The organism is Azonexus sp. GW821-FHT04F04 (genome assembly GCF_059420025.1).
Genome location: NZ_JBWKSX010000005.1, coordinates 1 through 26,456 on the forward strand (window position 1 = coordinate 1; position 26,456 = coordinate 26,456).

Below are 26,456 nucleotides of genomic sequence, written 5' to 3' on the forward strand. Positions count from 1 at the left end.
CAACCTATTACTTCGTACCGGACTTCTAGAACTTCAATCTCCCGAACACCCACCGGACTCTGAAATCGAATCAAATCGCCTTCTCGGGCCTTGATCAAGGCACGGGCAAGAGGCGAAATCCAGCTGATGCGCCCTTGTGCCACATCCGTTTCGTCCACGCCGACAATGGTGTATGTGTTCTCAACGCCGTCGGCCTCGGCGATTGTTACCCGAGCACCAAAGAATATCTGGTCGTTATTGCCTTGACGCAACGGATCTACAACTTCGGCGTTCTCGATACGCTTGGTAAGGAAGCGGATACGGCGATCTATTTCACGCAAGCGCCGCTTGCCATATATATAGTCGCCATTTTCGGAGCGGTCGCCATTCGATGCGGCCCAGGCAACCACTTCAACAACATGCGGGCGCTCACGCTTGACCAGATGCTCGAGCTCGTCTTTCAATCGAGCATGACCCGACGGGGTAATGTAATTACGCGTTCCGGGAGGTAGCTTCAGTGAAGGCGAAACATCTTCTTCATCGTCACTGTCGCTCTCCCGCACAAACGCCTTGTTCATCAATAGCCGATGCTGTAATGCTCGACGTCGACACGGATCAATTCGCGCCCGAGCAGCGCTGCTGTGTTCTTGGCAAACTGCTCAGCCCAAGTACGCTGGTCGCGAAAGCGCTCTTCACCGGCGTATTTGGCGACACTAAGAATGCGGTCTACGGCGAGAATCTTGCCAGTCGGAGTCGCTACGTCGCACTCCAGAACGGTGAACTCATGGTCAAACCACTGGCGCGCCACGTCGGATGGTGCCCCGCCCGGGAATTTGAATTCGAATTCTTTTTCCTTGCCGAACGAGACAATTACATGATGTTGCATTTCTCTCTCCTCCACGAATCGGATCAAGGTATTCTAGCAAAACAACCGAAGCAATCAGGAGTCGAAAATGTCCCTTCATCCGCTGACTGATGCGGAGATCAGCCAGATTCATGCCCAGTTGCATGAACTGCAGGTGGAGCACCGCGACCTGGATCAGGTTATTACGCACCTTATTGAGAACCCGCCACCTGAAGACTTACTCATTCCCCGACTGAAAAAACGAAAGCTTTTGTTAAAAGACCGGATTATTCAACTGGAGGAGATGCTGGTACCCGATATCCCGGCTTAGTCACTATTCGGTGGGATACGGAAGAATATCCAGTAGACGGCGCCAATCACTCCAGCCACTGCCAGCTCCCATAACACGGGAATGGTCCATACGACTCCTGCCAGCACAGCCAGCAGGAGGGTAAAGACAGCAACTTTCAAGATCAAAGAATAATCGAGCCGATATACCAGGCAAGTGCTGCCATGGCCGCACTGCAGGGGATGGTCAGAATCCATGCCCAGACGATCCCGCCTGCCACTCCCCAACGGACAGCCCGAGCGCCACGCGTTGAGCCAACACCGGCAATCGCGCCAGTAATGGTGTGAGTTGTAGAAACGGGGATGCCGAATGCGGTAGCCAAAAACAGCGTGATTGCACCACCGGTATTGGCGCAGAAGCCGCGGGCCTGGTTGAGCTTGGTGATGCGATTACCCATCGTCTTGACGATGCGCCAGCCACCGAACATTGTCCCGAGACCCATTGCGGAATAGCAACAGAGAACGACCCACCCGGGAATCGGGTCGCTGGTCGTCGAGATACCGGCAGCGATCAGCAGCATCCAGATGATGCCGACCGTTTTTTGCGCGTCGTTCCCGCCATGTCCCAAACTGTAGGCTGCCGCCGATATCAACTGGAAGCGGCGAAAATGCTTATCGACCTTGCGTGGCGCCATGTTTCGACAAATCCACGACACGATCACCATCAAGGTGCCGCCGATCATGAAACCGAGGAATGGCGCGACGAAAATGAAGGCGACGATTTTCAGGACGCCGGAAGAAATCAGGCTGCCCACGCCCGCCTTGGCAATGGCGGCGCCAACCAATCCACCCACCAGCGCATGCGACGACGACGACGGAATACCGTAATACCAGGTAATGACATTCCAGATGATAGCGCCGACCAACGCACCAAAGACCACGTAATGATCGACTATCGACGGATCGATGGTGCCTTTCCCGATGGTCGAGGCAACTTTCAGCTGAAACAGGAAATAAGCCAGAAAATTGAACCCTGCAGCCCAGATAACCGCTTGGTGTGGCTTGAGAACGCGGGTGGAGACAATGGTGGCAATTGAATTGGCCGCATCGTGAAAGCCGTTCATGAAGTCGAACAGCAAGGCGACAATCACCAGGGTTACGACGACCCCGAGACTGATATTAAGCGTATCCATGCCGAGCGATCCGCTCAGGAATTTTCGAGGACGATGGCTTCAACCGTACCGGCCACGTCCTTGCAGCGATCGGTCACTGATTCAAGCAATTCGTAGATTTCCTTGAGTTTGACGACTTCACGCACATCCGGTTCTTCGCGGAAGATTTTGGACATGGCGCTACGCAACGAGCGATCGGCTTCAGATTCCAACTCGTCGATTTCATGACAAAACTTGAGGATGGCCGGCGCGTTGTCCATGCTGTGCATCAGCTTGATGACTGACTGCACACAGACGCAGCAGTTCTCGGTGACGATGGCCATGGCCTTGGCATCCGTTGGAACACGGGTGATGTCATACAACGAGATCGACTCGGCGACGTCCTGCATGACGTCGAGAATATCGTCCATGCCATTGATCAGCTGATGGATTTCATCGCGATCAAAAGGCGTGATGAAGGCCGTATGCAATTGCGCCAGCGTATCGTGGGTAATGGCATCCGCCTGGCGTTCGAGGGAGTCGATTTCCTCAGCGAACAGCGTTGCCTGCTCAGGATGGTCGACCAGGGCGGCGATCATGTTGGACAAGGCCTTTCCACCTTGCGCAATCAACTCCGCATGCGCATTGAAAAGATCGAAATACTTGCCCTCCCTGGGCATCAGACGAGCGAACATGACAGTCCTGTTAAGTTTTTATTACAACCGTAGAATTCTATCACTCCGGCCCCCGCCACCAAATGCCCAGTTGGCAACGAATAAAGCTCTTGCCGCTAAAATACCGCATGGACATTCCCCCCCTTCCCGCCGACGCATTTGGTGACCGCTTCTCGCTTGACGAGTTGCCTTTGGCCCGGCCACCGGCCGGCTACGCGGTGCAGATGCTCGACACCGACAAGCTGCTCGATCGGCTGACTGGGGCTTTCCTGCCTGTCCGCTCCGAACAACTTGACGGGCTGTTCGCCAGCTTCGACGCCGCCTACGCCGCGGCGCAAGCCTGGGTGAAAAAACACTGCCAACATCCCGACGACCACCGGCTGGCCATCGTGCCGGCCAGTTTTGATTACCTATTGAACCGCCACGTCCTTATATATGGCGTTCTCTGCGGTCAACCCTGATTTTTGCCCAAATTTGGAGCTACCAATGACACTATTCCAAACACGCCAGCTTGGCCGCAGCGACTTTGTTGTTCCCGAAGTCTGCCTTGGCACCATGACTTTCGGCGAACAAACCAGCGAAACCGATGCCCATGCCCAGCTCGATTTTGCGTTGGCTGCCGGCATCGGCTTCATTGATACCGCCGAGATGTACGCCGTGCCGCCGCGCGCCGAAACCTGCGGCGCCTCGGAAAGCATCGTCGGGCGCTGGCTGAAGCGTCAGCAACGCGATCGGGTCCAGATCGCCACCAAGGTCGCCGGCCCCAGCCGCAACCTGGGCTGGATCCGCAAAGGCCCGCCGGCGCTCGACCGTGCCAATATCCGCGCCGCCCTCGACGGCTCGCTGCAGCGCCTGCAGACAGATTATGTCGATCTCTATCAACTGCACTGGCCGGAACGCAACCAGCCGATGTTCGGCCAGTGGCAATTCGATCCGAAAAACGAACGGGAAGGCACGCCGATCCGCGAGCAGCTCGAAGTGCTTGGCGAACTGGTCAAGGAAGGCAAGATTCGCCAGATCGGCGTCTCCAACGAACACCCGTGGGGCATCATGGAATTCACCCGGCTGGCCGACGAACTCGAACTGCCGCGCATCGTTTCGACGCAAAACGCCTACAGCCTGCTCAACCGGACCTTCGAGACCGGTCTGGCCGAAGTCTGTTATCGCCAACAGGTCGGACTGTTGGTCTATTCGGCCCTGGCCTTCGGCCATCTGACCGGCAAGTATCTGGCCAACCCCAACGCCGCCGGCCGCATCACCCAATGGCCGACGTTCGGCCAGCGTTACAGCAAACCGAACGTCGCCCCCGCCGTCCAGGCCTACGTTGAACTCGCCGACAAACACGGCCTGACGCCGACGCAACTGGCCCTCGGCTTCACGCGTTCGCGTTGGTTCGTCGCCAGCACCATCATTGGCGCCTCCTCGCTGGCGCAACTGAAGGAAACGCTGCCCGCCATGCAGACAACGCTGTCGCCAGAAATACTCGCCGAAATCGACGCCATCCACCTGCGTTACACCAACCCGGCGCCCTGATGGAATCGCTTTTTGCCCGTCTGGCCGAAGCCCTGGCCGCTTCTGAAATTGGCCCAAAAATCCGGTTGACCGTGGCAATCGCCGCCGACTGGCAGGCCGGCCAGCTGAATTGGCATGACAGCACGCCGGTCACGCTGGTTTGCGGCCGGCCAGCCAAGCCCGAACTGCTGCCCCATAAAGATGTACCGAACCGCAACCCGGGCACGCTGGAAGGTCGCGCCCGGTTGCTCCACGCCATCGTGCACATCGAGTTCACGGCGATCAACCTTGCCCTTGACCACGCTGCCCGCTTCCGCGGCCTGCCGCAAGCCTATTACGCCGACTGGATCGGCGTTGCGGCGGAAGAAGCCGAGCATTTCGAACTACTGCGTAGCCGCCTGCAATCGCTCGGCTACGACTACGGCGACTTCCCCGCCCATGCCGGGCTGTGGGACATGGCCGAGAAAACCACCGACGACGCTCTCGTTCGCATGGCGCTCGTCCCGCGCCTGCTCGAAGCGCGCGGCCTCGACGCCACACCGCCGATCCAGATGAAACTCGAGCAGGTTGGCGATCATGAAAGCGCCCGCGTTCTCGACATCATCTTGCGCGACGAAATCGGCCACGTCGGCCTCGGCGATCGCTGGTACCGCCACCTGTGCGCCGAACGCGGGCTCGAGCCGGAAAGCAGCTATCGCGACCTGCTAACGCGCTATCAGGCGCCATGGCCACAGGGAAAAATGAACGAGGCAGCGCGCCTCGCAGCTGGCTTCAGTGCTGGTGAACTGGCGGTCCTCGCAAAAAAAAGGTAGAATAATCAGTTCAATGCGTTGATGTTTCGCCCGCAGTCATTCCGAGCAGCCACCGGTCTCGTAGGTTCTTGTGCAGGATTCACCCCATTGATTCGTTCCCCGGCATGGCTGCGTCGGGGTCACCCAGGCCGCCCGACCATCGGGCCAATCCGTCGCCGGTTATAACAATGTGAATGGCGACGATGAAAGGAAACAGCATCTATGTCGTCTACTCCCGACAGCTTCGCCGATCTCGGCTTAAGCGAAACGCTACTTAAAACCCTCATCGAAATCGGCTACGAAACTCCGTCGCCGATCCAGGCCCAATGTATCCCGGTCCTGCTCGAAGGTCATGACCTCATCGGCATGGCCCAGACCGGCACCGGCAAGACCGCCGCCTTCGCCCTGCCGCTCATGGAACAGATCGACGTCAAGCTGATGAAGCCGCAGGCGCTGATCCTGACGCCGACGCGCGAACTGGCCATCCAGGTTGCCGAAGCCCTGCAAACCTACGCCAAGAACCTGCCTGGTTTCCACGTCCTGCCGATCTACGGCGGACAGAGCTACACCATCCAGCTCAAGCAGTTGTCGCGCGGCGCCCACGTCATCGTCGGCACGCCGGGTCGCGTCATGGACCACCTTGAGCGCAAGACGCTCAACCTCGACAACCTGAAGACTATGGTTCTCGACGAAGCCGACGAAATGCTGCGCATGGGCTTCATCGACGACGTCGAGTGGATTCTCGAACGCACCCCGGCCCAGCACCAGACCGCCCTGTTCTCGGCCACCATGCCGGAACAGATTCGCCGCGTCGCGCAGAAGTACCTGGTCGAGCCGCGCGAAATCAAGATCAAGTCGGCTACTGCCACCGTTGCCGCCATCCGTCAGGTTTACTGGCAGGTTTCCGGCATGCACAAGCTGGACGCCCTGACCCGCATTCTCGAAGTTGAAGAAGACTTCGACGCCGCCATCATCTTCGTCCGCACCAAGACCGCCACCGTCGAACTGGCTGACAAGCTGTCGGCTCGCGGTTACGCTGCCGCCGCCCTGAACGGCGACCTCAACCAGCAGATGCGCGAACGCGTCATCGAGCAGTTGAAGTCCGGCGCGCTCGACATCGTCATCGCCACTGACGTTGCCGCCCGCGGCATTGACGTGCCGCGCGTCAGCCACGTTGTGAACTACGACATCCCGTACGACACCGAAGCCTACGTCCACCGCATCGGCCGTACCGGCCGCGCCGGCCGCACCGGCAACGCCATCCTCTTCGTCGCCCCGCGTGAAATCCGCATGCTGCGCACCATCGAGCGTGCCACCCGTTCGCCGATCGCGCCGCTGACGCTGCCGAGCCGTGCCGACGTGACCAACAAGCGCGTTTCCGACTTCAAGCAAAAAGTCGTTGAAGTGCTCAACGCCGAAGGTCTCGATTTCTTCTCCAACATCGTCTCGCAAATTGCCGAAGAGCAAAACGTCGGCGCCGAAGAAGTCGCTGCCGCGCTGGCCATGATGGCCCAGGAAGGCAAGCCGTTGCAGATCGCCGGCGAAGACCCGCGTCCCGCTCCGGCCCCGTCTTTCGACAGCCGTGACAGCCGTCCGCGTCCGGGCAGCTTTGACCGCGACGAGCGCAAACCGCGTGCCGACCGTGGCGACAAGCCCAGCTTCGAAAGCCGTGGCGAACGTCCGCGTCGCGAAGAACGCCCGACCCGTTCGGCCCCGAGCGGCGACATGGTGCGTTACCGCATCGATGTGGGTCGTGACCACGGCGTTCAGGTCAAGGACATCGTCGGCGCCATCGCCAACGAAGCCGGCATTGAAAGCCGCTTCATCGGCCGCATCGCGTTGTACGACGAGTCGAGCACGGTCGAACTGCCGGCCGGCATGCCGGGCGAAGCCTCCAACGCCCTGAAACGCACCCGCGTCCGCGGCGTGCCGATCAACCTGCGTCCTGATGAAGGCCGTCAGGATGGCGGCGCCAGCGCCGAACGCAAGTTCGACGGCGAACGCAGCTTCAAGAAAAAGAGCTTCGACCGCTAATCACTCCCAAGCGGCAAGACACCCAAGGCCACGGCAAGTCCGTGGCCTTTTTCTTGTCCGGAATTTCCTGAACTGGTGATCTGGCATCGCCAGGAATTTCATTTTTGGCCCTTTTTTCCGGTTGACCGTGGGATTAACCAAAACGCCTATTTGATAACCATTCCTATTTACAAGCACCCAAACACCACCTATGATGAGAACCGTTCTCAACAAAAGGGCATCGACAATGCAAAGCCTGCTGTTCAATACCCTGCTGGCCGGCCTGCTCTTCTGGCTGCTCATTGCCGGCATTTCAAACTGACTTTCCGGCAAGGAGCGATCATGCCAAGCAGCGAACTGTGGGCCGGGGCCTTGAGCCTGGTGCTCATCCATCACGAAACCGGCTGTCAGCAGTCGGCGCTCAACGCCGCCCGTTTGCTCGAACGGATCGGCGACATGACGGATATCGACAGCGAAACCCGAAATCTCTGTGAACGGGCCAGCAATCGTCTCAATTCAGGCAAGGAGCTGCACCATGCTCGCACCGCTTAAAAACCGCCGACAACTCGAACGCGACAGCGCCGACCCGCAGGGCGACCTCAACCTGCCCGCCGCCGAGGAATCGGCCAGCCACATTGCCCGGCTCGAATCGGAAGTTGCCGCGCTCAGCCTGGCCCTGCGCCACGCCCGTCGGGCGCAACGCAAAAGCGCCACCGAGGCGACACGCAAGATCATTGCGCAGGACAACGAAATCAGTCGCCTGAACGAACTCACCGCCAGACTGCGCCAGCGTTTGAGAAAATTCGAGGCGGGCCAGAGCGTCATCGAACTGGGTTGCCAGTTTCAACAGTTGGGCGCCGCCAGCAGCGAACACGACGATGCCCAGCACCGCGTCTGGTTCCTCGAAAAGACTATCCGCGCCGCCCACGCCGAATGCCAGCGCCTGGCCGGCGAACGCGACGCACTGGCGATCAAGTTCAACTGCCCGCTGGCCGACAGCCTGTAGCGCCAACGCCAGAGAGCCTTCCATTCACGCAGAAGCGGCTGACCTTCCACGGTCAACCGGAAAAATGCAGCAAATTTGAAGCAGCCAGCCAACCGGGCGCCCGGCCAGCCAGCGAGTCATCGCCAAGGAGCCCGGACATGCAGGACCATCCTTTTCACGTCGCCGGCGGTTGTTTCAGCGCCGCCCAACCCGCCGCCAGCGAAGCATTTTTTCCGCTGACCAAGGCCAAGCCACCAGCCGACGTAGCCTGCGCGCCGACGGCCGGTTCGCGCCGGCGCAAGCTGTGGGAAATTCCGCACAAATTTCATTGCCCGGTCATCGGCGTCTGTTTTGGCGTCGACGAACTGCGCGGACTGATGGCCAAGGCCCTCGAGTTTCCGCGCGAAACCACCGATTTTGTCCTGCACACGACGGCCGTTGGCGCCTGCGAAACCCGTAGCCGACTGGCCGATTTGCTGCACAAGCAACTGGAAAAACGTTTTCACCTGAGCATCCGCGCCTTTTCCCGCGCCAAGGACGCAAGCGCCTTGGCCCGGCTATGGCGCGAATCGGCCGATTCCGGCTGCGATGTTCCCGGCGCGCTGTGGGCCTGCTGGACGCATCCGGCCTGCGACCCCCTCCTCGAACAGGACATCTACGGCGACATCCACATGCTTCAGCACCAGATCGGCAGCGGCACACGGACCGATCTGGCCACGCTGAAGGCACTGAAATCTGAAAATGGCCAATTGCAACGTTTGCTCGACGAGGCACGCCGCGAGATTGAAAAGCAGCGCGCCGAGAAATCGCTGGAAACGCAGCGGCTCGGTCAGCGTATTACCGAACTGCGCATCGACCTCGCCGGCAAGGACGCCTGTGCCGCCAATCTGGCTGGCCAACTCGACACGCTGCGCCAGAGCCTGCCCGACCTCAAGGAGCGCCAGGCGCTGGCCCGCCGGGCCACCGACGCCGAAGCCCGGGCCTGTGCACTGACAGCGCAGGCCGGCGAACTCGGCCGGGAACTTGAGCACCTGCGGGGATTGGTCAAACAAGCCGATCAAACGATCAAGTTTCTGCTGGCCGACGGCAATGAGCCAGCCGCCGCACCGGACGCCAAGGTGGACGAGGTGTCGGCCCATCTATCGGGCAAATGCATTCTCTGCGTTGGTGGCCGTTCCGGCTCAATCGACGCTTACCGCCAGGTCGTCGAACAGCGCGGCGGCCGATTCCTGCATCACGACGGCGGGCTGGAGGAAAGCCTGCACCGCATCGACGGCTTCCTGGCCGCCGCCGACCTCGTCATCTGCCAGGCCGGCTGCATCAGCCACAACGCCTACTGGCGCGTAAAGGAACAATGCAAACGCACGGGCAAACCCTGTCTGTACATGAAAAACAGCGGCGCCTCGAGCCTTTCCCGGCTGATCGACCTGAATCAGAACGAAGCGCAGCCAAGCAGCCCGGCAGCTTAGCCAAGCTGCTTGTCCAGCCAGTTCAGCAATATCGCGTAGAGAATCTCGGGGTCGACCGGCTTCGGAACAAAATCGTCCATGCCGGCCGCCAGGCAGGCCAGGCGATCCTCCTGGAAGGCGTTGGCGGTCATCGCCAGAATCACCGTGTGCTGCCGCCCCGGCAGTTCCCGAATGGCGCGTGTTGCCTTGAGGCCATCCATGACCGGCATCTGGACATCCATCAGGATCAGGGCGTAATCGGTGGCGCCCGCCATGGCAACGGCCAGCGCGCCGTTTTCAGCAATATCGACCTGCCAGCCAAGCGATTCATGCAGCAACTCAAGGGCAACCACGCGGTTGATCTCGTCATCCTCGACCAACAGGATACGGGCGTTGCCATGCCGGGCTTTCAACTGGCGCTCGGCCTCGGCGCCGGACAGCCTGACAGACGGGCCTTCCACGTTGTCAGCCAGGGTATTCCGGGTCAGACGCAAGGTCAGTGAAAAAATGCTCCCCTCCCCCGGAATGCCCTTCGCAACGACATCGCCCCCCATCAGCCGGGCGAGCCGTCGGCAGATCGCCAGGCCGAGGCCACTGCCGCCATGCTGGCGGGTAGTTGAACTGTCGGCTTGTTCAAAAGGCTCGAAAATACGTTGTACGGCATTGGGTGAAATGCCAATGCCGGTATCGATGACATCAATCGCCACCAGTACATCGCAGGCGCTTTCCTCGGCAATGACCGCGCGAACCGTGACGCCACCCCGCGTAGTGAATTTGATGGCATTGCCGACCAGATTGAGCAGTATCTGCTGGACACGCAAGGAATCGCCGAGCAGCGGGATATCAAGCAACGTTGACTGGATCTCGCGCTTCAGCCACAAGCCCTTGTCCTGGGCGCGCTCGCCGAGCAGGCTGTCGATATTGGCGAACACAGTGCCGAGCCGGAACGGGGCGTTTTCCAGCGCCAGCCGGTCAGCTTCGATTTTCGACAGGTCGAGCACATCGCCAAGCAAGGCCAGAAGATGATTCGCCGCCTGGTTGATCCGCCCCAGGTTTTCGGTCTGGGCCGGATCAACGTTATGGCGGGCCAGCATGTGGGTCAGTCCGATAATCGCGTTCATCGGCGTGCGCACCTCGTGGCTCATGTTGGCCAGAAAAGCGCTTTTCGCCCGGTTGGCCGATTCGGCGACCTCCTTGGCCTGCGAAAGCTCGGCCGTTCGATCGGCCACCAGCGACTCCAGATCATCGCGATGGCGCAACAATTCGGCCCGCGAGGCTTCCCGCTCAGTCGCCCAGCCGGCCGAAATCCAGCCTCCCCAGGCAATACCAGCCAGTCCGATAAGCCAGATGAGCAAATGGCTGAAGCCCAGACTCAAGCGCGAATTGTCAATTTGCTCGAGATAAGGCGCCAAAGGCAGATTGAGCCCGGTAGCGCCGCGCATGTCGCCGGTCTTGTAGCCGAGGATGGCGTGGCACTTGTCACAACCCGGTTCCATCATCATCGCCCGCAGATAACGCAAGTACGGCTTGCCGTTGACCGACTCCACTGCCCAGACCTCTTTTTTATCGCCGCGCACAAAGGCCTCGAGCTGGCTCTTTTCCCAGGCATCCGGGGCATTGCCGGGATTCAGGTAACGGAGCCCGGTAATGCGACCGCGAATACCATAGTCGGTGGCATACAAATCCATCATCTGGCGCAACATCGAGGCCGGATTGAGCAGGGTCAGCTTGCTCCCGTCAGAGGTCGTTACGTCCCGACCCGGCACATGCGACAGCCAGGGTACCGACTTCTGGGTTTCCGTGAGCGGCACATAAACTCCGCCATGCATCGTCCCCCAGCGGCGAAAAGTGATGTCCTTGTTGAGGTTGGCACGCGCCTCGGCGTAGGCCATCCCCATCGCCTGATCCCGGACATTGAGGAAATTCCATACCATCGACAGGGCCAGAACAAACGTCCACATTGCGGCGGCCAACAGCGCAAGGCGAACTGAGCGAGTTTTTTCGGCCATGATGCTATCGAGCTTCGATTCAAGGAATGAAATCGTCTTGAATCTAGCATGAAAACAGCATGACCAAGCAAACTAGGTCACATATGCCAAACAAATTTATGACTCGTCAATCAACACCCAGTGATTATCCACTGCCATTTTTTCCGGCCAGGGCAGCAAGGCCGGCTTGGCGCTCGGGTGCCAGCGAACCAACCCGAGAGCCGTAGACACCAGTACGCCGCCGCCTGGCTGGGGGCCTTCCCAGCCGGTCAGGGCATAGGCTTCCTGCAATTCGACGATGCGCGTCAGTTTGTCCGGCTGGCCGGGGTGCCACAATTGAGCCATGCCGACCTGGTTGCTCGACAGGGCAAAACCGCCGTTGTAAGCCGGGGCGATATCACCAGCATAGCCAGCGCCATCGCTGACCCGGGTTGGAACGGTCAGATCGTCGCCATCGAGTACGGCGAGAATCGGCGCCGCGGCGCGAGCGACCGGGTCGTCATGTTCGGCCTGCATGGCGACGCCGAGCAACTTTCGCCCGCCGGCCGGCCAATGGCTCCAGGCCAGGTGACGCAGGCTCAGGCGGCGGTCGTCCAGCGTCCATTGGCGGAGCAGGCGGCCGCTCTGGCCGTCGAGGCGGACCAGCGAGGCATCCATGCGATGCAGATCGTATTTTTTGTCGGCGGCCGTGCGCGGGATGCCGCCGTTGGCAACCATCAAATGCCCGGCGTCGTCGACCAGCAATTGATGCGGCTCCTGGCCGTGGCTCTGCCATTCGGCCAGCTTCTTCAGGCTTTTGCGGTCACGCACGCCGATCAGGCCGCGGCCAGTCTTGCTGTCGGTTTCTGTCGTATAGATCACGTCGCCACGCGGGCTGACGACCACGTGGCCATTCAGCCGCGCGGCAGAAGACTCCCCGGCGATGTCGATTTGCTGCGCCACTTGTCCATCAGGGCCGATGCGCATGAGCCAGCCGCCGGGACGCACGCCGGTCACCAACAGGCTGCCATCCGCCTCCGGCGTCAGGCCGTGCGGGCGGGTCGGCAAGGCCACGGCGTGGCGGATTTCCAGCTTCTTGCGCGCCCAGTCTGCCGCCATCACACCAGCGTAATAGGTATCGCCGGAATTCGGGCCGCGCCAGGCGGCGGCGATCGAGGCGCCTTGCGGCCCCTGCCCAGCCCAGGCAAAACCGGCCTGCGGCAAGACGGCCAGCGCACCAGCCATTTTCAGAAACTCGCGTCGTGTCGTTTTCATGCTTGATCCATCATTCCTGCGGTCAACCGGAAATTCTGCCCAAAAACAAAATGCCGGCTGGTTCGAAAAAGCCCCGTCCACAGACGGGGCTGCTCAGCCACAACTTAGAACTTGAACTCGCCACTCAGGATGAAACGGCGTGCCTGGCCGGGAACGGTGAAGCCACCGTTGTCGTAGAGCGCGTCGTAATACAGCTTGTCAAAGATGTTCTGGACATTGAACTTGATCGCGTATTTCGGCTGCTCGTAGGTCACCATCGCATCCCAGCGGATGTAGGACGGCACGGTGTTCGGATTGAAAGCCGCCGTGCCGGTCGGTGCGCCGCCGTAGCGCTTGCTCTTGTACTCAGCACCGCCGCCGACCTTGAAGCCCATCGGCAGGCGATAGGTTGTCCACAGGTTGACCGTCCGCTTCGGCGTATTGCGCGGCTCCTGCCCGACAAAGTTCGGGTTGCCGTTACCCGGCGCAACCTGGAGGATTTCTGCGTCGATCAGAGACAGGCCGCCGAAGACCTCCCAGTTGTCGGTGATGCGACCGGCCAGTTCGAGCTCCAGGCCGTCCGACTGACGCTTGCGGGTCAGGATTGAGGCCGTCGATTCCAGATCGGTATTGCGTTCCCACTCCTTGACGGCGTGGTAGAGAGCGGCACGGAAAGCCAGGTTGCCATCGAGCAGCAACCACTTGGCGCCCAGCTCGGTCACTGCCGAGCGCTCGGCCGGATACTGGCTGCCGGAAAGCTGGTACAAATCGGCCGTCGGGCTGAAGGAATCACTCCATCCCAGGTAGTAGTGCGAATCGGCCCGCGGCTGCCAGGACAGGCCAACGCGGTAGCTGTTCTCGCCAAAGTCGCCGGAATACGCCGTCGTCGTCATCGTCGATGTGCCAGTCCGGGCCACCGTCACGTAGTCCGAGCGCATTTCGTCGCGACGAATGCCACCGGTCAGTTTCCAGTCCGGAATGAATTCCACCGCATCCTGGACGTAGGCACTGAAGGTTTCACCCTGATAGGTATTGGCTGGTCGGGTGTCGATCAGTTGGCCAGTCGCGCTATTGGTGAAGCCAACCACGTCCTTGAAAAAGATGCCGTTGTTGCCGACATTCGCCAGCGCCCAGCGCTTGGCCTCTTCCTTCAGATATTCAACGCCGGTGACCAGTTCGTGCTTCATGCCGAGGAGGTTGAAGCGCGTATTGAGATCGCTCTGGATCACCAGGTTGTCGGTATCCGTCTGCCGCGTCTTGGCGCCGCCGCCGGTGGCGAACGAGGCTGCACTGCCCGGCGCCGACGCCCAATATGAACGCTTATAATTGCTCGAACGAAGCACCGTCCGCCACTGGGTATCCGCCGACAGCGTGAACAGGTAGTTGAGCGTCGTGATGTTGGTTTCACTGTCGTCGAAAGTGCCATCAACGCCCCAGAAGGCGCCCGACTTGGCGTAGCCGGAATTCGGGCGCTTGATCGCAGTGTCGAAAGGCACGCCGTAATCGGCCCGGTCCTGGGTGGCCAGATACAAGTGACTCAAGGTCACCTCATGAGCCGTTCCCAAGCCGAAGGCAATGCTCGGCGCAAAACCCTGACGATGGATTTCCGGCGTCGTTCCGGTCACCGGGTTGCTCCGCGAGCTGCCCTCGTCACGCGTCATGAAGTTGATGCGAAACGCCGTGTTATCGCCAATCCGCTGATTCAAATCAGCCTTTGCTTCAAAGTATTCATTGCTGCCGATGCCGATGCTGGCCTTGTTGATGCCATACAGCATCGGCGTCTTGCTCACCTGATTGATCACGCCACCAGCCTGGCCGCGCCCGAACAGCATGGCCGCCGCGCCGCGCAGGACATCGACCTGCTCGGTATTGAACACCTCGCGGTTGTACTGGGCGGTATCGCGAATACCGTCGAGGTACATGTCGCCAAAGGTGTAGAAGCCGCGCAACATCATGTTGTCGCCGGAGCGGCCGCCCTCGGCAGCATTAAAAGACAGGCCGGAGACATTGCGCAGCGCCTCGCGCAGCGAATTCGCCTCCTGCTCTTCCATCAGGGCACGGGTAATGGTCGTGATCGCCTGCGGTACGTCGTGCGGATCCTGCACCACCTTGCCGACGCGCGTCTTGCTGGCCCGGTAACCGTCCTGCTGCTCGGCGGTCGCCTTGACGGTGACCGGCGCCAGGGTCTGCTCCTCGGCTGCGGACGCATCCGCCACGCCGAGCAAACCGGCAACGACAGCCGCCCCCAGCGGCAACAGGCCGGCATGTCGCCCGCCACGGAACGGTGCAGGCGATACCCCACGCACCTGAAACTTCGGATAGTTATTTTTCACAAGCGGTCCTCTGTCGAGTCAGAAATGGCTGGCTGGCATGGAGGCTGGCTTGCCGAACAATAGATGTTCGAGGGGCGAAACAGTCACGCGCCGATAACCGACAAAGCAGTCGGACAAAACCCGCGGAGAAACCCCCTTGAACGCACTTCAAGACATGGCGGGCAGGAAAGCGGCTGGCTAGTCGATCAACGTCGATGCGAATGTATCGCATTTGCAACAACACATCAATACTGTTGCGAATGATTCGCAATAATATTTGACATCAATTCTCATCCACGAGAAGATGCGACCAATTCTTGTTTGCAATAGGCACCTACCATGAACCCGCAGCCCCCCTCTCCCGAGCCCACCCCGCCCGCCGAGAAAACCGAAACCCGCCCGCGGATCGATAGTGAAAAGATTCTCGGCGGCGCCACGACGGTCGAGATCGAACACGCGGGACAGCGCTACCTGCTGCGCGTCACCCGCGAAAACAAACTGATCCTGACCAAATAGTTTCTCTCCGTTGCACCTCTCGTTCCCATAGCCAGCCAGCACAAGCCAGCGAGCCAAGGGTTTTTTCCGAGACAGCCGGCAAAACCTGAAAAATCAACCATGAGCTACACACTATCCCGCCCTTCACCCTTCCAGCGCAGCGGCCTGCTGACCGCAGTGGTTGGCCTGCATGTCGGTGTTTTCCTGCTCATTCTGGCGGCCAAAACGGTGGTACCGCAGATCATGGAAATCCCGCTTGTCGTTGATTTGCTCGAAACGCAGGAAATCAAGAAAGAGCCGGTGGCCAAGCCCTTGCCGATGACCAAACCGGTCGCGGTCAAGACGCCGCAAACGCCGGCCCCGAAGGCCGCCGCGCCGGTCGTCGAGGCCACCGAGAGCAATGTTCCGGCGCCTGCCGCCGTGGTCGCCGCCCCCGCCGAAGCCAAGCCGGTTGCCCCACCGGCCGAGCCAGTCAGTCTCGCCCGTTTCGATGCCGATTACCTCAAGAATCCGGCCCCCGCCTACCCGCCGCTCTCCCGCCGCATGGGCGAGGAAGGCAAGGTCATTCTGCGCGTTTCGGTCAATCCGCAAGGCTCCGCCGACAGCGTCGAAATCAGGACCTCGTCAGGCAGCCAGCGACTCGACGAGTCAGCGCAAAAAACAGTTCGCAACTGGAAATTCATACCGGCCAAGCGTGGCGATATCGCCGTCCAGAGCTGGGTGCTGGTCCCCATTATTTTCAAATTGGAGCAATAAAAATGCAGGAAAACTCGTTCGGTTTCGCACACCTGTGGGCCAGCGGCGACACGATTTCGCACGCCGTCGCCATCATTCTCGCCATCATGTCCATGATCAGCTGGTACCTGATCCTGGCCAAGGCCGTCGATTGGTGGATGGTCCGTCGCGCCGCCAAAGCGCTTGGCGCCTTCTGGTCGGCAAGCAGCGTCAGCGACGGCATTGCCTTGCTCAACCAGGCTGGCAAGGACAGCCCTTACGCCCAGCTGGCGACGCAGGCCAATGGCTGCAACAACGACTGCGAAGCCGTCACCGGCCGCCTCGCCTCGCGCTTCGACCCGGCCGAGCAGATGGAGCGCGCCTTGCGCCAGCAACTTTCCACGACCCAAGCCGGTATGGAAAACGGCCTGACCCTGCTCGCCACGACCGGCGCCACGGCACCTTTCGTCGGCCTGCTCGGCACCGTCTGGGGCATCTATCACGCGCTGGTCGCCATCGGCCTGTCCGGTCAGGCGGCGCTGGAGAAAGTCGCCGGCCCGGTCGGTGAAGCGCTGATCATGACCGCCGCCGGCCTCGCCGTCGCGCTGCCCGCCGTCTTCGCCTACAACGCCTTCACCCGCGCCAACCGCGTCATCCTGGCCGATCTCGATGCCTTCGCCCACGACCTGCATGCCTTCTTCACGGTCGGCAAGCCGTTTGTCGCCAACAGCGCGCAGATCCACCCGATGCGTGCCCGCGTAGCGACGGAGGCGGCATAACATGGCCATGGGCAGCTTCAATTCGCAGAACCACCAGATGCCGACGGCGGAAATCAACATGACGCCGCTCGTTGATGTGATGCTGGTTTTGCTGATCATCTTCATCATCACCGCGCCGCTCATGACGCATCAGGTGCCAGTCGACCTGCCCCGCGCCTCGAGCACGCCAACCCCGGAAAAGCCGCTGACCCTGCAGGTCAGCATCGATGCCGACAACCATGTTTTTGTCGCTGCCGAGGCGGTTGACCAAAGCAGCCTCGAAGCCCGCTTCCGCGATGCCGTGGCGCAGGATGCCAAGGTCGAAATGCACCTGCGTGCCGACCGCGCGACGCGCTACGAAACGGTAGCCGAAACGATGAGCGCGGCGCGTCGGGCCGGGCTGACCAAGATCGGTTTCGTCACGCAGCCAGGCCAGGGAGCGCAATAAGGGCGGCGGCCAGCCAAGTATTTACGGCGATCACCCCAGGTATCGCACGTACTTTTCAAAAACCGCAGGGAGGCGGAAATGAAAATCAAATTACATCTAACACCCTTGGTGGCCGCGCTTTCGCTCGCCTTTTCCGGCGCCGCAATCGCCGACAAGCAATTGGGCGAAGTCACCGTCAGCAGCGGCAAGACAACCGGCGCCAAGCCGGTGCTGCGTGATGAAATCATCGCTACCGAATCGCTGGGCGCCCGTGAGCTGGAAAAAACCGGCGCCACGATGCTGACCGAAGCACTCGACAAGCGCCCCGGCATCTCCATGCAGGTCGAGTGCTCGATCTGCAACGTGCGCAATGTCGTCCTCAACAACCTGCCCGGTCGCTACACCACGCTGCTCATCGACGGCATCCCCATTTTCTCGTCGGTGTCGACGGCCTACGGCCTGGATAGCGTCAGCCTCGGCGGCCTGGAGCGCATCGACATCTCGCGCGGCGCCGGCACCAGCCTGATCGCCCCGGAGGCATTAGCCGGCTCGGTCAATATCGTCACCCGTCGCCCGACCAAGGATGAATTGCTGATCAACCAGCAATTCGGCTCCTATGGCCACCTGAATACCGACCTGTTCGGCGCCAAGGCATTCCAGGGCGGCGCCCTGACTGCCAATTTCAATCACAACCAGCATGACACGGTCGACGGCGACGACAACCGGATTTCCGAATACACCGGCTACAAGCGCAACCTGGGCGGCATCGGCTTCTTCGTCGATGATCTTGGCGGCTTCAAGGTCAGGGGCCGCTTCGACATCGTCGATGAAAAGCGCATGGGCGGCGCCATGGGCACCGATTACAACGGCGTCAAGGCCAACGGCAGTGGCAACCCGTTCGACTGGAGCAAGGGTCAAAATGGTTCGCCCTATGCCGGCGGCTGGATCGTCCCTGATACCGGCCTGACCCAGGACTACACCGACGGCCTGGCCGGCATGTCGGAAATCATTTTCACCGACCGCAAGCAGTTCGTTTCCAGCGCCACCCACAAGCTGGGCGACGGAACCATGCGTTTCGCCGTCGGTTACGCCAAACACAAGCAGGACTCGTTCTACGAAAAGGCCGTCTACAAAGCCGACCAGACCCAGTATTACCTTGAGGCCAGCACCCAGCAACCGCTCGGCGAAACGCTGGTGACGACCGGCGTGACCTATCGTTACGAAGATTTGGCCAGCGTCGGCACCGATGCCAGCGGCACGCCAAACAACGGCATCGACAATTACAAGTACCGCACCCCGGGCGTTTTCCTGCAGGGCTACCACAGCTTTCTGGAGGGTGTGGTCGAGGTCAACGGCTCGGTGCGCTACGACAAGCACAATGTCTTTGGCGGCATCACCAGTCCGCGCTTCAACGTGCTGTGGAACCACAACCACGAACTGAACAGCCGCTTTGCGGTTGGCCGCGGATTCCGTGCCCCCACCTCGTTCTTCGAGCAGGACCACGGCATCCTCGACACCACGCGCATCGTACGTAACATCGACAAGGCTGAAATCTCCGACAACGTTTCCTACGCGCTGTCTTACGCCGAAGACCGGCTGGCCTGGGTGGGCTCCCTGAACTACAACCGGATCAAGAACATGGCCTTGCTCGATTCGGGCCAATGCGACAACGCCGGCGTCATTGGCGCCTGTTCCGGCGCTCCGGGCGAACAGGCCGTCACGCTATTTACCTCGGCCCGGGATAAAGTCACCGTCATTGGCGGCGACCTGACCGTCACCTACAAGCTGACGCCGAACCTCGAAACGACGATCGCCGCCGAGCACTTCAAGTACCAGTTCTCGGAAGCCGGCACGCTCGCCTTCGCCCGGCCGGAAACCAGGGCCTACCTGCGCCTCGACTACGAAAGCGGCCCCCTGACCGGCATGCTGCGCGGCACCTGGACCGGCCCGATGGACCTCGCCAAGTTCTACGACTACGCCAACAACCCGCGCTACAACTTCGACGGCACGCGCAAGATGGACAAGAGCCCGGACTACTGGGTGGTCGACCTGCGTGGCGAATACCGCCTGAACAAACAGTGGTCGGCCTTCCTGGGCGTCGACAACGTCTTCGACTTCAAGCAGTCCGACAAGGAAAGCATGCTGTGGGTCGACGGCAGCGGGGCGATCGACGTCACCCAGATATGGGGCCCGAATCGCGGCCGCTTCATCTACGGCGGTGTAAAGTTCGCCCTGTGACCCTGTTCGAAAAGACCTCTCTCCGGTCAAGCCTCGCCCTCTGGGCAGGGCTTTTGGCCTGTGCTGCGGTCAACGCCGAAAACCAGCCAAATTCGGCACTTGATTTCGAGCTGTCGGATGGACACCGGTTCGTACAGCTATCGCGCCTGCCGGCGCAAACCACGGTCATCAATTTCTGGCGTGCCGACTGCCCACCCTGCCTGAGAGAAATGCCGGCCCTGGCCGCCCTCGCCCGTAGCGGCAAGGTTCGCGTCATCACCATTGCCCTGCAAAAGCCGGTCGAAACACTCGGCGCGCCCAGCGCCATACAGGCCGCATTGACCCCCCCCATGCACGTGCTGCACGGCCCCGGCGAACCACGCGGTTTGCTCGCCCGCTTCGGCAACCGGGTCGGCGCATTGCCGCACACCCTTGTATTGGACGACCAGCGCCGCCCCTGCACCCAGCGCACCGGCGAAATCACCTCCGACTGGCTTGAACAAGCCGTCATCAACTGCACCAAAGCCGAAACAACGTGACCACCTCTGCCTCTGCCTCCGCCGCCAACGCCATCCTGCTCGTCGGCCACCCCAACGTCGGCAAATCCGTCCTCTTTCACCGCCTGACCGGGGCCTACGTCAACGTCTCGAACTATCCCGGGACCACCGTCGAAGTGACCCGGGCCAGCGCCCGCTTCGACCGCGAGGCGATGCTCCTCGACACCCCCGGCGTGCTCGCCCTGCCCTCGCGCAGCGATGATGAACGAGCGACGATGCGCGCCCTGCTCAACGAAGAAACCCGCTGCCTGGTCCAGGTCGGCGACGCCAAGAACCTGCGCCGCACGCTGACCTTGACCGCGCTGCTGGCCGAACTCGGCGTGCCGATGGTCCTGGCTCTCAACATGCACGACGAGGCAGCGGCCCGCGGCGTCGTGGTGAACATCCCGGCGCTGGCCGAAGAACTGGGCATCCCGGTGCTGGCCACCGTCGCCACCGGCGGCGAAGGCATTGGCGAACTGACCAGCAGTCTCGGCCATGCCCGTGCGGCCGGCGCGCTGCTCCGCTACGACCCGGAGATCGAGACCGAAATTTCCGGCATGGCCGAAGCCATCACCCGCCTCGCCCCGCACCCGCAACTGGCGGCGCGCGGGCTGGCCATTCTTTACCTCGGCGGCGATACCGTCGTCGCCGACTGGCTGGCCGAACACGCCGGCGATTCCCACGGTCAACTGGAAATTTTGCGCAAAAACGCAATCGAACGCAGCGATGGCGATCTCCCCGCCCTGCTCGCCCGCGAACGCACCGAAGCCGCCGATGCGCTGGCCGCCAGCGTCATCCAGCGCGCCGTGCGGAGCAGCCCGCTGCTCTCCCAGCGTCTCGGCCAATACGTCGTGCATCCGGTCTGGGGCGTCCCCATCCTGCTTGGCGTGCTCTATCTGATCTACCAGTTTGTCGGTGTATTCGGGGCGACGACCCTGGTTGGCCTGCTCGAAGAAGACCTCTTCGAAGGCATCCTCAACCCGGCCTTCACCGGTCTCGTCGCCAATGTCTTCGGCCCCGGCTGGGTGCAGGAATTGCTGGTCGGCCAGTACGGCCTGTGGACGATGGGCATGACCTACGCGCTGGCGCTCATCCTGCCCATTGTCACGACCTTTTTCATCGCCTTCGGCGTGCTCGAGGATTCGGGCTATTTGCCCCGCCTGACGGTCATCGCCAACCGGCTGTTTTCCTTGATCGGGCTGAATGGCCGGGCGGTGCTGCCGATGGTTCTCGGCCTCGGCTGCGTGACGATGGCGACGCTGACGACGCGCATCCTGCACAGCCAGCGCGAACGGATCATCACCATTTTCCTGCTCGCCCTGGCCATTCCCTGCTCGGCGCAGCTCGGCGTCGTCCTCGGCATGCTCGGCGGCGTCTCCTTCACCGCCGTGCTCATCTGGGCGCTGGCCATGGTCGGCATCCTGCTGCTCTCCGGCTTCCTCGCCGCCAAGCTCATTCCCGGCCGGCGCATCCCGCTGGTCACCGAACTGCCGCCGATGCGCCTGCCGATCTTCGCCAATGTGTTGAAGAAAACCGGCGGCCGACTCAAGTGGTATCTGATCGAAGTCATCCCGCTTTTCCTGCTCGGCACCTTCATCATGTTCTCGCTCGACAAGTCCGGCGCCCTCCCCGCCATCATCGAAGCCGGCGAACCGCTCGTCTCCGGCTGGCTCGGCCTGCCCAAGGAAGCCTCGGCCGCCTTCGTCATGGGCTTCCTGCGCCGCGACTTCGGCGCCACCGGCCTGTTCGCCATGGCCCATACGCTGAGCCCGATCCAGGCCGTCGTCGGCATGATCACCATCACCCTGTTCATCCCCTGCTTCGCCAGCCTCATGATGATGGTCAAGGAGCAAGGCAGCAAAGTCGCCCTCGGCATGGTTGCCATCATCGTCCCCTTCGCCTTCTTCGTCGGCGGCCTGTTCAACATCCTTCTCCACGCCGTCTGGTCATGAGCCCCACCCACGAAGCCCGCCTCCCCCTCGCCTTCATCCCGCCCGGCAGCGAAGTCCGCCTCGCCGCGCTCGGTGACGAAATCGACCCGCTCCAGCGCGAGCAACTGACCGCCTACGGCCTGGCCGAAAATCGCCCGATCAAGGTCCTCCAGCAACGGCCGATGACCGTCATCCTCGCCGACGAGGTCGAACTGGCGCTCGAACACGCTGTGGCCCGGTATATCTGGGTAAACAAGACCCCGTCCGGCGCATAGGCCAGCCAGCCGATCCCACGGTCAACCGGAAAAATCGGGCAAAAATGGAATCATCAAGCCGGGGCCGGGATTGAATCTCTCCGGCTTCGCGGGCGGGAGAGCACAAGCTCACCGCGCCAGACTCCCAACCTAGCCCGGGAGCCTGTGTCCCCGGCGCAGGCCTTCGCCCAACAAGCCGGCCAGCAGGGCCAGTGCCCAGAGCGGGAGCGGCACGTCGCCACTCGTATCCGGCTCGCTGCCCCCGGCTCCGGTCAAAACGATCGAGTAGCTCCCGCTCTGCGCATTGCCATTACCGGAATCGGAAACCACGACCGTATAGTTTCCCGCCAGCGTTAACTGGCGGGACAGCGTTGCCTCGATATCACCCCGAACGCTGGTCAGATAACCGCCACCGGGGCCGTAAAGCGTCATTTTTGGATAAAAAGCGCTGGCGCTCGTATCACTGATCCTGATCTGGATGCTTTCCCCCCCATTGGCGGAAAACGTGTAGGAATCAAGGTCGCCGAGATCGATCGCATCCACCTTGCTTGCACCATCGAACAGCGTTCCGCCTTCGCTGGCACGGGGAGCAATCGCCAGATTGAGCTTATAGTCTCCGGCATGCGTCCCAACGGTGTCTGAAACAACAACCGTATGCACCCCGCTGATCAACGGCGTGTAGGTAACATCACCGACCTGACTGCTGTAGCCGCTGGCAACCCGGGCACCTGCCGGGTCATACAGCGTAACCTTGGGCTGAAAAACGCTGCTTCCGGTGTTGGCGATTCGCATCCAGATGCTCTCACCAGCGTTCGCCGTAAACGTATATGAATCAAGATCGCCCAGATCGATCGTGCCCGCACCGGCACCGCCATTGATCAGTTGCCCGCCCTCGTTCGCCCCTGGTACCCGAACGTGATACAGCGTGTAGGTTCCGGTATGCGTGCCGACCGCATCCGAGACAACAACGGCATGGGTTCCGGAACTGGCAATCGTGAATTCCAGCTTGCCCACATCGCTGTCATAGTCGCTTCCGATCAGTGTTCCACCGGGGCCATACACGGTCATCTTTGGCTGAAAATCGGAGTTCCCAGTATCCACGATGCGCAACCAGACGTTCTCACCGGCGTTCGCCGCAAAGACATGGCTGTCCAGCCCACCTGCCATGCCAATCGCGCCAGACACCGTTCCACCATTTACCAAAGTCGCTGCGTCTGCCGGCAAACTGGCGCAGAGCGCCAGCATCAGGACGCCAAGCCAGCGCATGGCGTGTCGCTGCATAGCGGCTAACACGCATTTGCCGACAATTTGTTTCCGTGTTGCAAGGCAACATATGCGCCCACGCCAATCTGAAATCATTTTTTACCCCCCGTATTTGTCCTGTCAGGGCATGCCAACACGAGCCCCTATTCGATGGGATTTTTATCAACTGCAAGGAGGAAATTTGATGACAGACAAATGATCCAAACGGCTCAATCTCACCAACCGAGAAATGCCGGGATTGCCATGCGATGGCCAGTCGGCCGGATGGCGACGATCTGGACACTAGCTTTCTTCGTTTGGTAATTCACGGTCCAGGCAAATTAGCAAAACTTGCTGCAGCTTTTGAATGGCATAATCGTCCGAATACAAAAGCATAGGGGACGGCCTTGGCTGCGCTGATACCGGCAATCGGCACCTGCGTGTCGAACATGACAGGCGGCGAGCGGCGCCTGGCATACCGCCTCGAGCAAAAGCTCGAAGACGACTGGCTGCTCTGGTACGACGTACCGCTCGGCCCGCGCAACGTGCATCCCGACTTCGTCGTCTTCAACCCGCGCCGCGGCCTGCTGGTGCTCGAGGTCAAGGACTGGAAGCTCGACACCATCCGCGACATCGACCGGCAGAGCGACAGCAACGACAACAGGAGTCCGACAACTATTGTTACGCTCTCACTAACAGCCTCCAGAAAACAGCCAAAAACTTCTAACCAATTACGCGAATAGCACATCAATATGTCCATAAAAGCCTCAAATTTTAAATGTTTCGGGGTTATTGCCCAAGGGTTCGATGAAATAAAACCTATTAATTTGGTTGTTGGGCGAAATAACTCAGGTAAATCATCTCTACTAGACCTTGTTTACTATTCAACAAAGCCAAAAATTGAAATACCAAAGAACCAATGGCACGGACTAGAAGCAAGCAAAGTTATATTTACCTCCGAGTTAACTGACGGCGACATAATTTCAACGTTTCCTTCAAACACAAGCGGAGGCGGCATTCCAGGTCAGAATCATTTTGAATTCGGAAAGCCCCTAATCGGAACGAAAATATCATGGAGCATTGATGCATACAATTCTAGGAGGTTCTTGTCTTTTGACGAGAATGCGGAAAACCATTTCAAAAGAATGAATAGAGAAGTTGTTGGCGGATATAAGGAACGCTTAGCCGGATTAAAACAATCGCCACTTGTTGGTTTTTTACCATTAAGGCTCCATGCAGAAAGAAACATACTGCCAGAACCTGAAAACTTTGAAGACTTAACCATCAACGGTGATGGCAGAGGATGCACCAACTTAATCCAAACTCTCATAAACCATGTTTCACACAGAAGTGATTTGGTAGAAAAGATACTTCTAAACGAAATTAACACAGTACTAAATCCAGATTCAGTGTTTACCGATATTGTTTGTCAAAAACTAACGAATGGCTATTGGGAAATTTATCTTGAAGAAGAGCATAAAGGCAGAATACCTCTATCCGAATCAGGAAGCGGGCTAAAAACCATAATTCTGGTTTTGTGTTTTTTGCATTTAATTCCAGTAGTCACCCCGCAAGAGGGAAAATACATTTTCTGTTTTGAGGAGCTAGAAAATAATCTACACCCTGCAGTAATACGAAGACTTCTTGCCTATCTACGTCAGGCATGCATCGAAAACAATCATATTTTATTTATTACAACGCACTCAAATGTTGCGATCGACGTTTTTGGTAATGACGAGAGCGCTCAAATTATCCATGTCACCCATAACGGCAAAGAGTCATTAGCCAATAAAGTCATTACCTACATTCATAGCAAAAATATTCTAGATGATCTTGATGTTCGCGCAAGCGACCTTCTTCAAGCAAACGGTATAATTTGGGTTGAAGGACCATCTGACCGAATTTATATTAATAAGTTTGTTAGTCTATGGTCTAATGATTCGTTAAAAGAGGGAATGCACTATCAATGTGTTTTTTATGGCGGTCGATTGCTGTCACACCTTTCCGGCGAAACCCCGGATGTAGATAGTCTAGATGACATGCTGGCAATACTTCGGGTGAATAAAAATTCGGCACTTTTAATGGACAGTGACAAGCGAGGAAGATCATCCAAGCTGAATGAAACAAAGGTTCGAATTATTAATGAGCTCGAAAATAGCAATTGTTTATGCTGGGTAACTCGTGGTAAGGAAATTGAAAATTATATACCGAGCACCTTAGTTTCAAATATTGTTGGAACAGATGTAGCAACCAATGTTGGTCAATATGAGTGTTTCTTTGATTACCTTGACTCACACACAGCAGGACTCGGAAAAAAATATTCTACAAAAAAGACGTTATTAGCCGAGCAGCTCACTCAAAAAATGACAAAGGATAATATGCAAAACACTCTTGATTTAAGCGAGAGAGTCGAGACTCTTTGCTCTCAGATCCGAAAATGGAACTCCATTCGATAGCTTCCGGCATAATAGGGGTCAGAGTGAATTTGTTTTTCTGACCCCCACGGTCAACCGGAAAAAACAGCCAAAAACAAAATCAGCCGGGCCTGTCCCGGCTTTTTTGCGCGTAAAAATCAGGCTCTGCCCCCATCCATTTTGCCCGCCGAACGTTTGGACCAGTCGGCTTCGGAGAACCGCTCTTGCCGGTCGCTCGGCAAAATAC

The 26,456-nt window shown here is 59.4% G+C and carries 26 protein-coding genes; 18 read left to right on the forward strand and 8 right to left on the reverse strand.

The window, feature by feature from the left end; all coding sequences use genetic code 11:
• Positions 1 to 557: transcription elongation factor GreB (gene greB, locus AC07TV_RS11350; protein ID WP_494648468.1), on the reverse strand; the 557-nt coding region annotated here is incomplete at its 3' end.
• On the reverse strand, positions 557 to 865 hold the full coding sequence (locus AC07TV_RS11355) for a hypothetical protein (protein WP_494648469.1): 309 nt from the start codon (positions 863 to 865) through the stop codon (positions 557 to 559). The genes AC07TV_RS11355 and greB, both read right to left, overlap by 1 nt.
• 67 nt (positions 866 to 932) lie before the next feature.
• Here AC07TV_RS11355 and AC07TV_RS11360 point away from each other — a divergent pair, with 67 nt between their 5' ends.
• On the forward strand, positions 933 to 1,154 hold the full coding sequence (locus AC07TV_RS11360) for a YdcH family protein (RefSeq protein ID WP_494648470.1): 222 nt from the start codon (positions 933 to 935) through the stop codon (positions 1,152 to 1,154).
• A gap of 142 nt (positions 1,155 to 1,296) precedes the next feature.
• Here AC07TV_RS11360 and AC07TV_RS11365 read toward each other — a convergent pair whose 3' ends face one another.
• Positions 1,297 to 2,250: an inorganic phosphate transporter gene (locus AC07TV_RS11365; protein ID WP_494648471.1), complete on the reverse strand. Its 954-nt coding sequence runs from the start codon at positions 2,248 to 2,250 to the stop codon at positions 1,297 to 1,299.
• Between the two features lie 68 nt (positions 2,251 to 2,318).
• Positions 2,319 to 2,957, reverse strand: coding sequence for a DUF47 domain-containing protein (locus AC07TV_RS11370; RefSeq protein ID WP_494648472.1), 639 nt, complete (start codon positions 2,955 to 2,957; stop codon positions 2,319 to 2,321).
• 107 nt (positions 2,958 to 3,064) lie between these two features.
• Here AC07TV_RS11370 and AC07TV_RS11375 point away from each other — a divergent pair, with 107 nt between their 5' ends.
• The 7 genes from AC07TV_RS11375 (at position 3,065) to AC07TV_RS11405 (ending at position 9,706) form a co-directional block, all read left to right on the forward strand.
• Positions 3,065 to 3,397, forward strand: coding sequence for a hypothetical protein (locus tag AC07TV_RS11375; RefSeq protein ID WP_494648473.1), 333 nt, complete (start codon positions 3,065 to 3,067; stop codon positions 3,395 to 3,397).
• Positions 3,398 to 3,422: 25 nt separating this feature from the next.
• Entirely contained in the window at positions 3,423 to 4,469 is a 1,047-nt protein-coding gene (locus AC07TV_RS11380; protein WP_494648474.1) for an aldo/keto reductase, read from the forward strand.
• Positions 4,469 to 5,260 (forward strand): ferritin-like domain-containing protein, encoded by a 792-nt coding sequence (locus tag AC07TV_RS11385; RefSeq protein ID WP_494648475.1) that lies wholly within the window; start codon positions 4,469 to 4,471, stop codon positions 5,258 to 5,260. The genes AC07TV_RS11380 and AC07TV_RS11385 overlap by 1 nt, the downstream gene beginning before the upstream one ends.
• A gap of 201 nt (positions 5,261 to 5,461) precedes the next feature.
• Positions 5,462 to 7,273, forward strand: a complete 1,812-nt coding sequence (locus AC07TV_RS11390) for a DEAD/DEAH box helicase (protein ID WP_494648476.1) — start codon at positions 5,462 to 5,464, stop codon at positions 7,271 to 7,273.
• 75 nt (positions 7,274 to 7,348) lie between these two features.
• On the forward strand, positions 7,349 to 7,804 hold the full coding sequence (locus AC07TV_RS11395) for a hypothetical protein (protein ID WP_494648477.1): 456 nt from the start codon (positions 7,349 to 7,351) through the stop codon (positions 7,802 to 7,804).
• Positions 7,788 to 8,258, forward strand: coding sequence for a hypothetical protein (locus tag AC07TV_RS11400; RefSeq protein ID WP_494648478.1), 471 nt, complete (start codon positions 7,788 to 7,790; stop codon positions 8,256 to 8,258). Before AC07TV_RS11395 ends, AC07TV_RS11400 begins: the two co-directional genes overlap by 17 nt.
• A gap of 137 nt (positions 8,259 to 8,395) precedes the next feature.
• A complete protein-coding gene (locus tag AC07TV_RS11405) occupies positions 8,396 to 9,706 on the forward strand; it encodes a DUF2325 domain-containing protein (RefSeq protein ID WP_494648479.1) in 1,311 nt (436 codons plus the stop codon).
• Here the strand turns inward: AC07TV_RS11405 and AC07TV_RS11410 are convergent.
• From AC07TV_RS11410 to AC07TV_RS11420, 3 genes are all read right to left on the reverse strand, one after another.
• Complete coding sequence (locus AC07TV_RS11410) at positions 9,703 to 11,694, reverse strand: ATP-binding protein (protein WP_494648480.1); 1,992 nt, start codon at positions 11,692 to 11,694, stop codon at positions 9,703 to 9,705. The two genes, AC07TV_RS11405 and AC07TV_RS11410, sit on opposite strands and share 4 nt — an antisense overlap.
• Positions 11,695 to 11,790: 96 nt before the next feature.
• Positions 11,791 to 12,927, reverse strand: coding sequence for a DUF1513 domain-containing protein (locus AC07TV_RS11415; protein WP_494648481.1), 1,137 nt, complete (start codon positions 12,925 to 12,927; stop codon positions 11,791 to 11,793).
• Positions 12,928 to 13,031: 104 nt separating this feature from the next.
• The gene (locus tag AC07TV_RS11420; RefSeq protein WP_494648482.1) at positions 13,032 to 15,239 is read right to left on the reverse strand and encodes a TonB-dependent receptor; all 2,208 of its coding nucleotides are present in this window, start codon (positions 15,237 to 15,239) and stop codon (positions 13,032 to 13,034) included.
• 318 nt (positions 15,240 to 15,557) lie between these two features.
• Here AC07TV_RS11420 and hemP point away from each other — a divergent pair, with 318 nt between their 5' ends.
• The 8 genes from hemP to AC07TV_RS11460 all read left to right on the forward strand — a co-directional run bounded on the left by hemP (position 15,558) and on the right by AC07TV_RS11460 (position 22,574).
• Positions 15,558 to 15,734: a hemin uptake protein HemP gene (gene hemP, locus AC07TV_RS11425; protein ID WP_494648483.1), complete on the forward strand. Its 177-nt coding sequence runs from the start codon at positions 15,558 to 15,560 to the stop codon at positions 15,732 to 15,734.
• Positions 15,735 to 15,833: 99 nt separating this feature from the next.
• On the forward strand, positions 15,834 to 16,469 hold the full coding sequence (locus AC07TV_RS11430; protein ID WP_494648484.1) for an energy transducer TonB: 636 nt from the start codon (positions 15,834 to 15,836) through the stop codon (positions 16,467 to 16,469).
• Between the two features lie 2 nt (positions 16,470 to 16,471).
• On the forward strand, positions 16,472 to 17,206 hold the full coding sequence (locus tag AC07TV_RS11435) for a MotA/TolQ/ExbB proton channel family protein (protein WP_494648485.1): 735 nt from the start codon (positions 16,472 to 16,474) through the stop codon (positions 17,204 to 17,206).
• Position 17,207: 1 nt separating this feature from the next.
• Positions 17,208 to 17,633, forward strand: a complete 426-nt coding sequence (locus tag AC07TV_RS11440; protein ID WP_494648486.1) for an ExbD/TolR family protein — start codon at positions 17,208 to 17,210, stop codon at positions 17,631 to 17,633.
• 78 nt (positions 17,634 to 17,711) lie between these two features.
• Entirely contained in the window at positions 17,712 to 19,850 is a 2,139-nt protein-coding gene (locus AC07TV_RS11445; protein WP_494648487.1) for a TonB-dependent receptor plug domain-containing protein, read from the forward strand.
• A complete protein-coding gene (locus tag AC07TV_RS11450) occupies positions 19,847 to 20,368 on the forward strand; it encodes a TlpA family protein disulfide reductase (RefSeq protein ID WP_494648488.1) in 522 nt (173 codons plus the stop codon). The genes AC07TV_RS11445 and AC07TV_RS11450 overlap by 4 nt, the downstream gene beginning before the upstream one ends.
• Positions 20,365 to 22,320 (forward strand): ferrous iron transport protein B, encoded by a 1,956-nt coding sequence (gene feoB, locus AC07TV_RS11455; RefSeq protein WP_494648489.1) that lies wholly within the window; start codon positions 20,365 to 20,367, stop codon positions 22,318 to 22,320. The genes AC07TV_RS11450 and feoB overlap by 4 nt, the downstream gene beginning before the upstream one ends.
• Positions 22,317 to 22,574, forward strand: a complete 258-nt coding sequence (locus tag AC07TV_RS11460; RefSeq protein WP_494648490.1) for a ferrous iron transport protein A — start codon at positions 22,317 to 22,319, stop codon at positions 22,572 to 22,574. Before feoB ends, AC07TV_RS11460 begins: the two co-directional genes overlap by 4 nt.
• A 129-nt stretch (positions 22,575 to 22,703) precedes the next feature.
• Here the strand turns inward: AC07TV_RS11460 and AC07TV_RS11465 are convergent, their stop codons facing one another.
• Positions 22,704 to 23,819 carry a hypothetical protein gene (locus AC07TV_RS11465; protein WP_494648491.1) on the reverse strand — a complete coding sequence of 372 codons (1,116 nt, stop codon included), beginning with the start codon at positions 23,817 to 23,819 and terminating at the stop codon, positions 22,704 to 22,706.
• 383 nt (positions 23,820 to 24,202) lie between these two features.
• On the opposite strand from AC07TV_RS11465, the gene AC07TV_RS11470 reads away from it, so the two are divergent.
• Together AC07TV_RS11470 and AC07TV_RS11475 are read left to right on the forward strand one after the other, a co-directional pair.
• Entirely contained in the window at positions 24,203 to 24,538 is a 336-nt protein-coding gene (locus AC07TV_RS11470) for a nuclease-related domain-containing protein (RefSeq protein ID WP_494648492.1), read from the forward strand.
• Between the two features lie 9 nt (positions 24,539 to 24,547).
• Entirely contained in the window at positions 24,548 to 26,251 is a 1,704-nt protein-coding gene (locus AC07TV_RS11475) for an ATP-dependent nuclease (RefSeq protein WP_494648493.1), read from the forward strand.
• Positions 26,252 to 26,456 lie beyond the last annotated feature (205 nt).